General features: G+C 70.6%; 11 protein-coding genes and 3 pseudogenes. 2 read left to right on the top strand and 12 right to left on the bottom strand.

Annotated features, from left to right (window positions below):
- Nucleotides 1-11: 11 nt before the first annotated feature.
- The 5 genes and pseudogenes from AB0L59_RS19395 to betA all read right to left on the bottom strand — a co-directional run bounded on the left by AB0L59_RS19395 (nt 12) and on the right by betA (nt 6684).
- Nucleotides 12-1988 carry an ABC transporter permease subunit gene (locus AB0L59_RS19395; RefSeq protein WP_365584935.1) on the bottom strand — a complete coding sequence of 659 codons (1977 nt, stop codon included), beginning with the start codon at nt 1986-1988 and terminating at the stop codon, nt 12-14.
- On the bottom strand, nt 1988-3079 hold the full coding sequence (locus AB0L59_RS19400) for a glycine betaine/L-proline ABC transporter ATP-binding protein (RefSeq protein ID WP_365584938.1): 1092 nt from the start codon (nt 3077-3079) through the stop codon (nt 1988-1990). The genes AB0L59_RS19395 and AB0L59_RS19400 overlap by 1 nt, the downstream gene beginning before the upstream one ends.
- Nucleotides 3080-3100: 21 nt before the next feature.
- Entirely contained in the window at nt 3101-4570 is a 1470-nt protein-coding gene (locus AB0L59_RS19405) for an aldehyde dehydrogenase family protein (protein WP_365585082.1), read from the bottom strand.
- Nucleotides 4571-4856: 286 nt separating this feature from the next.
- A pseudogene (locus AB0L59_RS19410) lies at nt 4857-5009 on the bottom strand (5,10-methylenetetrahydrofolate reductase); the annotation flags it as partial.
- Between the two features lie 4 nt (nt 5010-5013).
- Entirely contained in the window at nt 5014-6684 is a 1671-nt protein-coding gene (gene betA / locus AB0L59_RS19415; RefSeq protein ID WP_365584939.1) for a choline dehydrogenase, read from the bottom strand.
- A gap of 151 nt (nt 6685-6835) precedes the next feature.
- Between betA and AB0L59_RS19420 the strand changes: the two genes are divergently transcribed.
- Nucleotides 6836-7633: an IclR family transcriptional regulator gene (locus AB0L59_RS19420; protein WP_365584941.1), complete on the top strand. Its 798-nt coding sequence runs from the start codon at nt 6836-6838 to the stop codon at nt 7631-7633.
- 70 nt (nt 7634-7703) lie between these two features.
- Here AB0L59_RS19420 and AB0L59_RS19425 read toward each other — a convergent pair whose 3' ends face one another.
- The 7 genes and pseudogenes from AB0L59_RS19425 to AB0L59_RS19455 form a co-directional block, all read right to left on the bottom strand.
- A complete protein-coding gene (locus AB0L59_RS19425) occupies nt 7704-8837 on the bottom strand; it encodes an aromatic ring-hydroxylating dioxygenase subunit alpha (RefSeq protein WP_365584944.1) in 1134 nt (377 codons plus the stop codon).
- Nucleotides 8838-8965: 128 nt separating this feature from the next.
- Nucleotides 8966-10132, bottom strand: coding sequence for an FAD-dependent oxidoreductase (locus tag AB0L59_RS19430; RefSeq protein WP_365584947.1), 1167 nt, complete (start codon nt 10130-10132; stop codon nt 8966-8968).
- Nucleotides 10129-10491 carry a bifunctional 3-phenylpropionate/cinnamic acid dioxygenase ferredoxin subunit gene (locus tag AB0L59_RS19435; RefSeq protein WP_365584950.1) on the bottom strand — a complete coding sequence of 121 codons (363 nt, stop codon included), beginning with the start codon at nt 10489-10491 and terminating at the stop codon, nt 10129-10131. Before AB0L59_RS19435 ends, AB0L59_RS19430 begins: the two co-directional genes overlap by 4 nt.
- 255 nt (nt 10492-10746) lie before the next feature.
- Nucleotides 10747-11382 carry an MBL fold metallo-hydrolase gene (locus AB0L59_RS19440; RefSeq protein WP_365584953.1) on the bottom strand — a complete coding sequence of 212 codons (636 nt, stop codon included), beginning with the start codon at nt 11380-11382 and terminating at the stop codon, nt 10747-10749.
- Complete coding sequence (locus tag AB0L59_RS19445) at nt 11379-12464, bottom strand: S-(hydroxymethyl)mycothiol dehydrogenase (RefSeq protein WP_365584956.1); 1086 nt, start codon at nt 12462-12464, stop codon at nt 11379-11381. The genes AB0L59_RS19440 and AB0L59_RS19445 overlap by 4 nt, the downstream gene beginning before the upstream one ends.
- 150 nt (nt 12465-12614) lie before the next feature.
- Nucleotides 12615-12986, bottom strand: coding sequence for a hypothetical protein (locus AB0L59_RS19450; RefSeq protein ID WP_365585088.1), 372 nt, complete (start codon nt 12984-12986; stop codon nt 12615-12617).
- Between the two features lie 61 nt (nt 12987-13047).
- Nucleotides 13048-13704: pseudogene (locus AB0L59_RS19455) on the bottom strand (substrate-binding domain-containing protein); the annotation flags it as partial.
- Between the two features lie 50 nt (nt 13705-13754).
- On the opposite strand from AB0L59_RS19455, the pseudogene AB0L59_RS19460 reads away from it, so the two are divergent.
- A pseudogene (locus tag AB0L59_RS19460) lies at nt 13755-13892 on the top strand (transcriptional regulator); the annotation flags it as partial.
- Nucleotides 13893-13962 lie beyond the last annotated feature (70 nt).

The following is a 13962-nucleotide window of genomic DNA, read 5'->3' on the forward strand; positions in this document are numbered from 1 at the left end:
TGTCGTGCTCCTTATGCCCTGGTGCGTCGCGCCGCAGCCTGAGTGATCCGGTCGAACATGACTCCGAGCAGTACGATGGCCAGTCCCGCCGCCAGCCCCTTGCCGTACAGCTCTCCCTGCGAGAATCCGGCCACGACGTCGTAGCCGAGGGCTCCGGCCCCTACCAGGCCGCCCACCACAACCATCGACAGCACATAGATGAGCCCCTGGTTCGTCGCGAGGGTCAGGGCGCTGCGCGCCATCGGCAGTTGGACCTTGGTGATGATCTGCCAGGTGTTGCACCCGGCGGAGGCCGCCGCCTCCACGGTGGACTCGGGCACGTTCCGCACACCGTCCGCGATGATCTTGATCGCGACGGGGGCGGCGTAGACGACGGCCGCGACGATCGCGGTGAACCGGGTGGCGCCGAAGAGCGCCAGGAACGGCACGAGATAGACGAACGGCGGCATGACCTGTGCGGCGTCCAGGGTGGGCCGCACCAGTCGGTCCACCAGGGCGCTGCGGCCCATCCACACGCCGAGGACGACGCCGAGCAGCATCACCAGGACGGTGGCCACGGCGGTCGAGGCGAGGGTGGTCATGCTGTCCGACCACACGCCCGTGCCGACCAGGAGCCCGACGCACACCGCGGCGGTCACCGCGGCGCGCCATCCGCCGAGCACCGCGCCGAGCGCGACCAGGGTGGCCCCCACCAGCCACCAGGGGGAGTCGGTGAGCAGTGTCTGGAACGGGTTCAGCAGCCCGTTGGTGATGATGTCCCGCAGGCCGTTGGTGAGGCCCGAGAGGTGGTCCTGCAGCCAGGTGGTCGTCGTGTCGGCCGCGCTCGCCATGTGGTTGCCGGTGCTGCCGTTGCCGGGGAACTCGGCCGCCCAGACGTAGGTGTGCGACAGGTAGACCAGGACGGCGACCGCTGTTCCGCCCGCTGCGAGCAGCGGCCGCCGCCACCTGCGCAGGCGGCCGCCCGTCCGGCGGGTCGCCTCGGTGCGGCCGGCCGCCGCCGTGGTGACCCGGTCGAGCACGATGGCCATGACGACGATGGCGAGGCCCGCGTTGAAGGCGGTGCCGACGTCGAGGGACTGCAGGGCCTGGACGACGGTCTTGCCGAGGCCGGGCGCGTCGATGAGGGCGGCGATGGTGACCATGGCCAGGGCGGCCATGATGGTCTGGTTGACGCCCAGGACCACCGTCCGTCTCGACATCGGCAGCAGCACCTTCAGCAGCTGCTGCGTCCGTGTCGTGCCGAGGGAGTCCGCGGCCTCGACGGTGGTCTCGGGCACCGAGCGGATGGCGTGCGCGGTGATGCGGATGGCGGGCGGTGCCGCGTAGATCACCGTGGTGATCACCGCGGAGGCCCCGCCGATCAGGAAGATCAGGGTCAGCGGGGCGAGGTAGACGAAGGTCGGCATCGTCTGCATGAAGTCCAGGAAGGGCGTCATGATCCGGTCGAACCGGTCGGACAGGCCGGCCCACACCCCGAGCGGGATGCCGATGAGCAGCGCCACGAGGACTGCCGACAGGGTCAGCGCCAGGGTGTCCATGCTCTCCTGCCACAGGCCCTGCAGCCCGAAGAAGGTGAAGCCGGCGACGGCCAGCAGGGCGACCCGCCAGTTGCCCACGGCCCAGGAGACATAGCCCGCGATTCCGACGACGCCGAGCCAGCCGATCTGCGGGACCGGCCGTCCGCCGGTGGGCTGGGAGATCAGGGACTGGACGAAGGTCACCAGGTTGTCGATGACCAGCCGGATCTCGTTGAAGAAGTACAGGAAGAGCGGGTTGGAGTTGCGGTTGGCCCCGATGGTGTCGTTGACGTCGTTGAGCCAGCGGTGCAGGCCGGTGAGATCGGCCGCCGCGAGCGTCAGGGTCTGCCGGCCGCGCAGCACGGCGAAGAGCACCAGCCAGCCGATCAGGATCGCCGCCACCACCATGGGACGGCCGACCTTTCTGCGCAGGGCGGCGACCGGCACGGTCGCGTCGGCGGCGACGGCCATCACGCACCGCCTCCCTGCCCTGCGACGACGGAGAGGATCTCCTCGTCACCGACGATGCCGAGCAGCTTGCCGTCCTCGACGACCTTGACCGGCTTCTCGGCGGCCAGCACCGCCCGGGTGGCCTCGCGCACCACGACGTCCGGCCCCAACTCCGGCCCGTCCAGGGAGTCTTCGGACTCCACCGGCCGCATGATCCAGCGCAGGGTGAGGACGTCGCCGCGCGGCACGTCCCCGACGAAGTCCCGCACGTAGTCGTCCGCCGGGGCGCCGACGAGTTCGTCGCCGGTGCCGCACTGGACCATCTTTCCGTCCCGCATGATGAGGATGCGGTCGCCCAGCTTCAGCGCCTCGGACAGGTCGTGGGTGATGAACACCATGGTCTTGCTGACCTCGTGGTGCAGCCGGATGACCTCGCTCTGCATGTCCCGGCGGATCAGCGGGTCGAGGGCCGAGAACGGCTCGTCGAAGAAGAGGACGTCGGGGTCGCCGGCGAGGGCCCGGGCGAGGCCGACGCGTTGCTGCATACCGCCGGAGAGCTGGTCGGGGTAGGAGTTCTCGTAGCCGGCGAGGCCCACCAGTTCGACGACCTCCAGGGCCTTCTTGGTGCGCTCAGCCCTGCCCATGCCCCGTATCTCCAGGCCGAACGCCACGTTGTCGACCACCTTGCGGTGCGGCAGCAGCCCGAAGTGCTGGAAGACCATGGAGAACTTGCTGCGCCGCAGCTCGCGCAGGCGTCGGGCGTCGGCGCCCCGGATGTCCTCGCCCTCGAAGACGACCTCCCCGGCCGTGGGTTCGATCAGCCGGGTCAGACATCGCACCAGCGTGGACTTGCCGGACCCGGACAGCCCCATGACGACGAAGACCTCGCCGGGCGACACCTCGAAGCTCACGTCCCGTACGGCGGCGGTGCAGCCGGTGCGGTCCATGAGCTCGCGGCGGGTGAGCCCGCACAGCTCCGCGGAACCCGGCACCTCGTCGGCCTTGGGCCCGAACACCTTCCACAGCCGGCGCACGGAGATGACCGGGGTGCGCGCACGGTGGTCCTGGGAGGTGTCGCGCCGCTGCGACACCTCGCTCTGGGCTGGGGTCATGATCGGGCCTCTTTTCGGCGGTCAGCCGCGGAACCAGTGCTGCGGCCGGGGTTGGATGTTCTGCCAGACGTGCTTGGGCTCTCGGTACTCGTCCAGGCCGGTCGGCCCCAGCTCGCGGCCCACGCCCGAGCGCCCGAAACCACCCCATTCCGCTTGCGGCACATAGGGGTGGTAGTCGTTGATCCACACGGTGCCGTGGCGCAGCCTGCGGGCCACCCGCTGAGCCCTGCCCGCGTCCTGCGTCCAGACGGCCCCGGCGAGGCCGTACTCCGTGTCGTTGGCGATGCGGACGGCGTCGTCCTCGCCGTGGAAACGCTCGACGGTGAGCACCGGCCCGAAGGACTCCTCGTGCACCACGCGCATGTCCTGCCGGCACTCGTCGAGGACGGTGGGCGGGTAGTAGAAGCCGTCCGCCAGCGCGGGGTCGGCGGGGCGCGCGCCGCCGCAGCGCAGTACGGCACCCTCGGCGAGGCCGGCGGCGACGTACGCCTCGACCTTCTCCCGGTGCTGGGCGGAGATCAGCGGCCCGGTCTCCGCCTCGGGGTCGAAGGGGCCGCCGAGGCGGATGCGTTCGGCACGGCGTACGACCTCGTCGACGAAGGCGTCGTGGATCGAGTCCTCTACGATCAGGCGCGCACCCGCCGAGCAGACCTGCCCGGAGTGCAGGAAGACGGCGGTGAGCGCGAAGTCGACGGCGGTGGCGAAGTCGGCGTCGGCGAAGACGACGTTGGGGTTCTTGCCGCCGAGTTCCAGCGCGACCTTCTTGACCGTCTGCGCCGCGGTGGCCATGATGCGCCGCCCGGTCTCCAGGCCTCCGGTGAACGACACCATGTCGACGGCCGGGTGCTCGGCCAGCGGCGCGCCCGCCTCGGCTCCCGCACCCAGCACGAGTTGGGCGACGCCGGCCGGGAGCCCGGCCTCCTCAAGGGCCTTCATCAGCAGGATCGAGCTGGAGGGCGTCAGCTCGCTGGGCTTGAGGACGACGGTGTTGCCCGCGAGAAGGGCCGGGGCGACCTTCCAACTCGCCTGCAGCAGAGGGTAGTTCCACGGGGTGATCAGCCCGCAGACGCCGACCGGCTCGTAGCTGACCCGGCTGAGTGCGTCGTCGCGGCCGGTGTCGACCACGCGGCCGGCGCTGGTGCCGGCGATGCCGCCGTAGTAGCGGAGGCAGGAGACGACGTCGGCGATGTCGTACTCGCTCTCCACCAGGCGCTTGCCGGTGTCCAGTGACTCGGCGCGGGCGAACTCCTTGGCGTCGCGCTCGACGAGGCCGGCGGTGCGCAGCAGCAACGCGCCGCGCTCCCGCTCGGGGGTGTGCGGCCAGGGACCGTCGTCGAAGGCGCGCCGCGCCGCGGCGATCGCCGCCTCGGTGTCGGGGCGGGTCGCCTCCGAGACCGTCGCCACCAGCGTGCCGTCCGCCGGGCAGCGGATCTCCCGGAGGCCGCCGGCCACCGCGGCGCGCCATTCTCCGTCCACATACAGCTCTGCCACCGCCGCGCCCTTCGAACCGAATTCGTTGCGCATTGTGCACTGGATTGCTTGTGGTGGAACACCCTGGCCGACCGGACTGACACCCGTCAAGGGGTCGGCCGTTCCCTGTTTCAGGCGCCCAGCCGGTCCGGCAGGGCACGGCGCCGGCGCTCCGTCTCGGCGGTCCGGTCGAAGGTGAACGGGTGCGGGCCGGCCACGCCCGCCGCCGGCCCGGTGACGGTTTGCGCGCCTGGGGCGAGCAGTCGGGTCGGCGTCGCCCGCCGGTGCGAAGACGCTCGGTGCGGGCGAGCGTCGGATCCAGTCCCCTGACCGGTGACGCCGTGACCGTGACCACGACGTCGCGCGGCCCATGCGCGAGGACCTTCTCCTCGGTCCCTTTCTCCGGCGGCACCTCGTAGCGGACGCGGGCGAGCGGCTCGCGCGGCCCGTCGGCGGCCACGGCCCTAGCCGACCTGTTTCCGGGCGTCGCGGTGACGGTAGTAGACGGCCTTCGAGGCGGGCAGTGGTTCCTTGCCGAGGATCAGGTCGGCCGCCTTCTCGGCGATCATCATCACCGGCGCGTAGATGTTGCCGTTGGTGACGTACGGCATCACCGACGCGTCCACCACGCGCAGCCCGTCCAGACCGTGCACCCGCATGCTCAGCGGGTCGACGACGGACATCTCGTCGGTGCCCATCTTGCAGGTGCACGACGGGTGCAGGGCCGTCTCCCCTTCCTCGGCGACCCAGGCGAGGATCTCCTCGTCGGTCTGGACCGAGGGTCCGGGCGAGATCTCGCCGCCGTTGTAGGGGGCGAGCGCGGGCTGGCCGAGGATCCTGCGGGCGACACGGATCGCCTCCACCCACTCCCGGCGGTCCTGCTCCGTGGAGAGGTAGTTGAAGCGCAGCGCGGGCTTCTGGCGCGGGTCCCTGCTCCTGATCTTCACCGAGCCGAGGGCGTCCGAGTACATGGGTCCCACGTGCACCTGGTAGCCGTGACCGCCGGCCGGCGAGGAACCGTCGTAGCGGACCGCGACCGGCAGGAAGTGGAACATCAGGTTGGGGTAGTCCACGTCCTCGTTGCTGCGGGCGAAGCCGCCCGCCTCGAAGTGGTTGGTGGCCGCCGGGCCCTTCCGGAACAGCCACTGCAGGCCGATGAGGGGTGCGCGCCACTTCGCCATGTACGGCTGCACGGAGACGGGCTGTTTGCAGGCGTACTGGACGTAGACCTCCAGATGGTCCTGCAGGTTCTCGCCGACGCCGGGCAGGTCGTGGACGACGTCGATGCCGAGGGCGGACAGCTCGGCGGCGTTGCCGACGCCGGAGAGCTGGAGGAGTTGCGGCGAGTTGACCGCGCCGCCGCAGAGGATGACTTCACCGGCCCTGACCTGGCGCGGGGCACCCCGCCCCGCTCGGTACTCGACACCGACGGCGCGTTTGCCCTCGAAGAGGACCCGGGTGACGAGGGCGCGGGTGCGGACGGTGAGGTTGGGCCGCTTCCGTGCGGGCCTGAGGTACGCCCTGGAGGCCGACAGGCGGCGTCCGCGGTGGACGTTGCGGTCGAACTTGGCGAAGCCTTCCTGTCGGTAGCCGTTGACGTCGTCCGTGGGTGCGTAGCCCGCCTGCCGGGTGGCATGCAGGAAGGCGCCGAAGAGCGGGTTGGTGGCCGGGCCGCGTTCCAGCACGAGGGGTCCGTCGTGGCCGCGGAACTCGTCGTCCGGGTCGGCCGCGAGGCAGTTCTCCATCCGGCGGAAGTACGGCAGGCAGTGGGCGTAGTCCCAGGTCTCCATCCCCGGGTCGGCCGCCCAGCGCTCGTAGTCCATGGGGTTGCCGCGCTGGAAGATCATGCCGTTGATGCTGCTGGAGCCGCCGAGCACCTTGCCGCGGGCGTGGTAGATACGACGGCCGCCCATGTGGGGCTCGGGCTCGGACTCGTACTTCCAGTCGTAGAAGCGGCTGCCGATGGGGTAGGTCAGCGCAGCGGGCATGTGGATGAACACGTCCCACGGGTAGTCGGGGCGGCCCGCCTCCAGCACGAGCACCCGGTTTCCGGGGTCGGCCGAGAGCCGGTTCGCCAGTGCGCTGCCGGCCGATCCACCGCCGACGATGACGAAGTCGTAGTGCAGGAGAGCCATGGTGCCTCGTCTCGCTCGCGCCGTTGATGTGCGCGGCATGCTAGTACGGGTATCGCTATGCGCACCAGGTTGCGAACCACGCAACTTGTAAGACCTTTGTTGACACCGCGTTGCTTGCAAGTGCGTTGTTTACTGCGCGTATAGTTCCGTCATGAGCAACTACAATCCGGACACCGAAACGAGCGGGTCACCGTCCGGCGGCGTGCAGTCCGTCGACCGCGCCATCAGCGTCCTCGAGATCCTCGCCCAGCGGGGCGAGGCGGGAGTGAGCGAGGTGGCCGGTGAGATCGACGTGCACAAGTCGACCGCGTTCCGTCTGCTCGGCGCCCTCGAGGCGCGCGGTCTCGTCGAGCAGTCGGGCGAGCGGGGCAAGTACCGGCTCGGATTCGGCATCGTACGCCTGGCGGGTGCCGTCACGGGACGCATCGACATCACCCAGCAGGGCCGGCCGGTGTGCGAGCGCCTGGCCGAGGAGATCGGCGAGACGGTCAACATCGCCGTGATGCAGGAGCACTATGCGATCAACCTCTACCAGGTGCGCGGCACGGCCGCCGTCACCGCGCACAACTGGGTCGGCCAGCTGACCCCCCTGCACGCCACCTCCAGCGGCAAGATCATGCTGGCCCACCTGCCCGCGAAAGACCGCGCGGCGCTGCTCGCGGAGGCCGGCCTGAAGAAGCTGACCCCGCACACGATCTCCGCGAAGTCGAAGCTGGAGAAGAACCTCGCCGAGGCCCGGGAGCGTGGTTACGCCTGGACGCTGGAGGAGCTGGAGATCGGGCTGCACGCCATGGCCGCGCCGATCCGTGACCGGGAAGGCCGGGTCATCGCGTCGATCAGCGCCTCCGGGCCCTCCTACCGGTTCACCGAGGAGCGCATGCACGAGCTCGCTCCGGTGCTGGTCAAGGGGGCCGAGGAGATCAGCCACCGCATGGGATACCTGGGCTGAGCGCGCACGGCAGGAGCGCCGTACGGCCCGCGTTCGCCCCCCGCGCGGGCCGCGCGCACTCCCCCTCGCCTCACTCCGGCTGCCGGGTGCCGAGACGCTCGTGCACCCAGTCGTGGAAGGCCCCGATGTGATGCTCGCTGGGCACGAGCACCCCGCCCTTGGCGTACAGCCGTGAGCTCATCCCCGGCTGGGTGCGCTCGCAGGCGTCGAAGTCCTGGCGGTTGACCCGGTCGAAGAGCTCCACGGACCGGCTGACGTCCTTGCCGCTCTCCACGACGTGCGGGAGATAGAGCCAGTCGCACTCGACGGTCGTGCGGTCGACGGCGACCGGGTACATCCGGTGGAAGATCACGTGGTCGGGCACCAGGTTGATGAACACCTGCGGCTTGACCGTGATCGCGTAGTACCGCCGGTCCTGGTCCTCGGCGACGCCGGGAATGCGGTCCAGGCCCTCGGATCCGTCGACGGTGAAGCCCTGGATGCCCGCGCCGAACTCGGCGCCGTGGCCGACGTAGTACTGGGCGGCGTAGCCGTCCGCGAACTCCGGGAGCACTTCGGTGAGTTCGGGGTGGATCGTGGCGCAGTGGTAGCACTCCATGAAGTTCTCGACGATGAGCTTCCAGTTCGCCCTGACGTCGTAGACCATCTGCCGGCCCACCGACAGGCTGTCAATGGCGTAGCGCTCGATCGACTCGACGTCTCCGAGCCGGGTGACCACCGCCCCGATGACGTCCTCCTCGAAGGAGGGCGGGTTCTCCGCCAGGCACACCCAGACGTAGCCGAGCCATTCGCGGACGGCCACGCCCACCAGGCCGTACTCGGTGCGGCCGACGTCCGGCATCCTGGTCAGGTTGGGGGCCGCGACCAGCTTGCCGTCGAGGTCGTAGGTCCAGGCGTGGTACGGGCACTGGAAGGCGCGCCTGACCTCGCCGGTCCCGTCGGTGCACAGCCGGGCTCCGCGATGCCGGCAGACGTTGAAGTAGGCGCGGATCGAGTGGTCCCGGGCCCGGGTGACGAGGATGCTCTCGCGGCCCACGTCGACGGTGCGGAACGCGCCGGGCTTCGGCAGGTCCGCCGCGCGGGCGACGCAGAACCACATCGTCTCGAAGATGCGCTCCTGTTCCTGGGCGAAGATCGCGGGATCCGTGTAGGCGGAGCCGGCAAGGGTGGCGATCAGGCTGTCCGGCAGGCTGGTCGAGGTCACGGTGCACTCCTCGGGAAACGTCGTGGTTCGGTAGGTCACGCGCCGGGAAGAGCGACTTCGGACGGCGTTGTCTCTGGAGCGGCGTTGCGTGTCGTGCGCAATGCCCCGGGGGTGCGGCAAGCGCCGCGTCAGCACGCCGCGGCGGTGGTGAACTGCTTGCGCCGGCGGGTGAACAGCCGTGGCTGGTTCATCCCGAGCACGGCGACCGGCCGGCCGGCCCGCCGGTAGACGGCGAGGAAGCTCCGGTCGTCGGTCGAGCCCTCCTCGACCGTGACCGTGTCGGCCCCGGCGGCGTGACCGACGAACTGGATCTTCACGCCGTACTGGTCGGACCAGAAGTACGCGGGCCGCGGCACACTCGGTTCCGTCGCACCGTGCGCGAGCAACGCGGCGACGGCGGCATCCGGCCGTTCCAGCGCGCCGGTCCAGTGCTCGATCCGGCGGTGAGTGCCGGTATGTGGGTCGTACCAGTTGGCGCAGTCGCCCACGGCGACCACCCCGGCGACACTGGTACGCCCGTCGGCGCCGCACTTCACGCCGTTGTCGAGCGCGATGCCCGACCCCTGGAGCCACTCGACGCAGGGACGCGCGCCGACGCCGACGACGACGGTGTCGGCCGGAATGCTGCGGCCGTCCTCCAGCAGTACGGCGTCCACCCGGCGCTCTCCGCCGAGGCCCTTGACGCCCACCCCGCACAGCAGCCGTACCCCGTGGTCGGTGTGGAGGGCGGAGACGATGCCGCCCATGGTCTCGCCGAGTGGTCCGGACAGGGGTGTGGGCGCCACCTCGATCACGGTGACGTCGAGACCGAGGGCGTACGCGGTGGAGGCGACCTCGGCGCCGACGAATCCGGCGCCGATCACCACCAGCCGTCCGCCCCGGGCGAGGTCGTCCCGCAGGGCGCGGGCGTCGTCGAGGGTGCGCAGCACGTGGACCCCGGCGAGGCCTTCGGTGCCGGGCAGGGTGCGGGCCGTGGCTCCGGTGGCGATGACCACGCCGTCGGCCCGTATCCGCCGACCGTCGGCGAGCAGGATCGCCCGCTCGGCCCGGTCGAGCCCGGTGGCGCGGGCCGCGAGCAGCCACTCCGCCCGGAGTTCCTCGTCGTCGCGCTCCAGGGCCAGTTCCGCCTCGCCGATGGACCCGGCCAGGAACTCCTTGGACAGCGGCGGCCTGTCGTACGGTCGGTGGGGCTCGTCGCCGATGACGACCAGCCGGCCGTCGTAGCCCCGCTGCCGCAGCGAGCGCGCGGCCGACAGACCGGCCAGCGAGGCGCCCACGACGGCCACGGTCCTCACGCGGGACCTCCGGCGAGCCGGGCGGCGACGCTCGGCGGCAGGTTGGGCGCGTCGGTGGACAGCCTGACGTGGACCGTCCCGTCCTCGACGACGACCTCGTGGGTGCGGACCGGGAGCTTGGCCGGGGGCGCGTCCACCGCTCCGGTCCGCAGGTCGAACTTCGAGGCGTGCAGGGGGCATTCCACCTCGCAGCCCTCCAGCCAGCCATCGGCGAGCGAGGCGTCCTGGTGGGTGCAGGTGTCGTCGATGGCGAAGAGCTCGCCGTCGTCGGTGTGGAACACCGACACGGGCGGGTCGATGTCGAGCCGATGGGCCTCGCCTCGCGGCAGATCCGCGAGACGGCACGCGGGAATCATCATGACACCTCGGTGCGTATAGCGAAACGGATTGCGATTAGCGCAACGCCAGTCTGGGGGCGGCTCTGAAGCGTTGTCAAGGCGTGCGAAGGCCGGTTTGCGCGGGCCGCCACGGCGGTTTCCCGGGCACGCCGAAGCGACCTCGAAAGCCCAGGTGAACAGGGGGAACGGGAGTCCCGCAGATGCGGCGACGGCCCTGCCGCCGGTGCCGTCCACGGGGTCCGTCACCGGGGCAGGGCCGCTTCGTCGCCGAGGCGGTCAGAAACCGCGGTCGATCCACTCCTTCAGATGCGGAGCCTCGGCGCCGACGGTGGTCGTCCCGCCGTGCCCGGTGTGCACGACGGTGCCCTCCGGTAGGACGAGGAGGCGGTCCCGGACCGAGGCGATGACGGTGGTGAAGTCGCTGTACGACCGCCCCGTCGCCCCCGGCCCGCCGGCGAACAGCGTGTCGCCGCTGAACAGCGCGGACAGGTCCGGGGCGTGCAGACACACGGCGCCGGGGGCATGGCCCGGCGTGTGCAGCACGGTCAGCTCGGTGCCCGCCACCGGGATGCGCTGCCCGTCGCTCAGTTCACCGTCGGGTAGCCGGTCGGGATGGGTCTGCTTCCACAGCGGCAGATCGTCGGCGTGCAGCAGGATCGGGGCGCCGGTCCGGGCTGCGAGGTCGGGCGCGGCGTCGATGTGGTCGTCGTGCGCGTGGGTGCACACGATCGCGTGCAGGGTGCGCCTGCCGAGGGCTCCCAGGATCGCGTCGGCGTCATGGGCGGCGTCGATGACGACCGCCTCCTCGTCGTTCCCCACGATCCACACGTTGTTGTCGACGTCCCAGGTGCCGCCGTCCAGCGAGAACGTCCCCGACGTGACGAGGTGGTCGATACGGGCGGCGCTCGTCACAGGACCACCACCGAGCGCAGGACGTCACCGTGGTGCATGCGCTCGAAAGCCTTCTCCACCTCGTCGAGGGCGATGGTCTCGGTGACGAAGGCGTCCAGGTCGAGGCGCCCCTGCAGATAGAGGTCGATGAGCATCGGGAAGTCGCGGGAGGGCAGGCAGTCCCCGTACCAGGACGACTTCAGCGCCCCGCCCCGGCCGAAGACGTCCAGCAGCGGCAGTTCCAGCTTCATCTCGGGGGTGGGCACGCCGACCAGCACCACGGTCCCGGCGAGATCCCGGGCGTAGAAGGCCTGCCGGTAGGTCTCCGGACGCCCCACCGCCTCGATGACGACGTCGGCGCCGAACCCTCCGGTCAGCTCGCGCACCGCGTCGACCGCGTCGGTCTCCTTGGAGTTGACCGTGTGGGTGGCACCGAGCTTCCTGGCCGTGTCCAGCTTGCGGTCGTCGATGTCCACGGCGATGATCTTCGCCGCGCCGGCCAGGTTCGCCCCGACGATCGCGGCGTCCCCGACGCCGCCGCAGCCGATCACGGCGACGCTGTCACCGCGGCCCACCTGGCCGGTGTTGATGGCGGCACCGATGCCCGCCATCACCCCGCAGCCCAGCAGTCCGGCGGCGGCCGCCGACGCCTGCCGGTCCACCTTGGTGCACTGACCGGCCGCGACCAGCGTCTTCTCGGCGAAGGCACCGATCCCGAGGGCCGGCGACAGTTCGGTGCCGTCGGTCAGAGTCATCTTCTGTTTCGCGTTGTGCGTGTTGAAGCAGTACCACGGCCGTCCCCGCAGACACGCCCGGCACTGGCCGCACACGGCACGCCAGTTGAGGATCACGAAGTCACCCGGCGCCACGTCGGTGACCCCCTCACCGACCGCCTCGACCACGCCCGCCGCCTCGTGTCCCAGCAGGAACGGGAAGTCGTCGCTGATGCCGCCCTCGCGATAGTGCAGATCGGTGTGGCAGACGCCGCAGGCCTCGATCTTGACCAACGCCTCACCCGGGCCGGGGTCGGGCACGACGATCGTTTCCAGGCCGACAGGGGCGCCCTTGCTCCGCGCGACGACGGCACGAACCTGCTGAGACATGGCCACTCCTCGGCTGAAAGCGGGGCGAGACGTTGTCCATTGCGGCACGCATCTCGCGTTACGCAACACAGGATCGCGGAGGCCGAAGCAGCGGTCAACCGGTTGACAGGAGGGATGAGGACAGCCGGTGTTCCGTGCGACAGCGCCCGGCTAGGAGAGGCTGTCGATCCTGCTGCGGACCTTGTCCACGATCGTGGCCGGGAGCGTCGCGCAGCCCTCGAAGCTCAGCTCCTCCTGGCCCGTCGCGCCGGCGATGTACATCAGGAAGGCCTTGGCGGCGGGCCACGTCGCAGGCTTGTTGCCCTTGTCGCGGACGATCTCGTACGTGACCGTGTCGATCGGGTAGGCGCCCGCGGCCTTGGTCGCGTGGTCGAGCTTCAGCACGAGGTCGCCGCCGGTGCCCGTGACGGTGGAAGCGGCGATCGCCTTGGAGGCCGTGATCACACTGGGGTCGACCGGAGCGGAGGACGTCGAGCTGTCGTATGCGCTTGCCCGCGACGTTCCCACGGTCTCGATCGCCACCGGAGGTGAAGTTGTCCGTCGTGCCGGAGGAGTCGGAACGGTGCGACGGCCGGATCGGCGTCGCGGGCAGCCCGGCTCCGGGGTTGAGCCTCACGATCGCCGGATCGTTCCACATCGTGATCCGCGAGTCGAAGATCTCGGCCAGGGTGGGGGCGTCCAGGGTCAGTCTGCTGACTCCGGGCAGACGGAAGGCGAGCGCGATCGGGCCGCCGACCGTCGGCAGGTGGACGGCCTGACCCCCTTGGGAGCAGAGGGTCTTGGACTGGGCGATCTGCGCGGCGCTCAGTGCGGAGTCGGAACCCGCGAAGGCGGTTCTGCCCCTGAGGAAGTCGGTCTGGCCGGCACCGGAACCGTTGCCGTCGTAGCTGAGCCGGGTGCCGGGGCAGGCCCGCATGTAGTTCCCGATCCAGACCTTCATCGCGAACTCCTGCGCCGTCGAGCCGGAAGCCGACACAGTCGCCGCCTTGCCGCATGCGACCGCGCCACCGCCGGTGGCGGCTGCCGAGGCGGCCATCGACGGTCTGCCGGCGGACCGGGAGCCGCCGTTGGAGCCGCAGGCCGCCAGGAACAGGGCACTCGAGACAACCGCACCGACCGCCAGGCTGCGCAGCCCACTCCTTGGCTGAAGCATCACTCTTCGGCTCTCCCTCCTGGGACCGCCAGGGTCGGCCCAGTACCAAGGGGTTGCTGGGGCGGCATGAAGCCGTAGCGACTCCATGCGGTCAATTGATGACTTTCCGTGACTCCGCCCTGGCTTTTCGTGGGCCCTCCTACGGTGTCGATCGCATCGCAGACGCGGGGACTCTGCCCGGCTCGTTCGAAGCGCCCGGCGGTCCCGGTCCGGCACCACGCGTGTCGTCGGGATTCGCCACGGCTGAGCACCGGCATGAGGTGACCTCGCGGATCCACGACCGAGCGGCAGAGCGCCGGCTGGAACCGATGTCATGGGATGGCACGCCTAGAGGTCGAGGACGAC

Origin of the sequence: Streptomyces sp. NPDC052109, from assembly GCF_040680195.1 — a bacterium.
Lineage (GTDB): Bacteria > Actinomycetota > Actinomycetes > Streptomycetales > Streptomycetaceae > Streptomyces.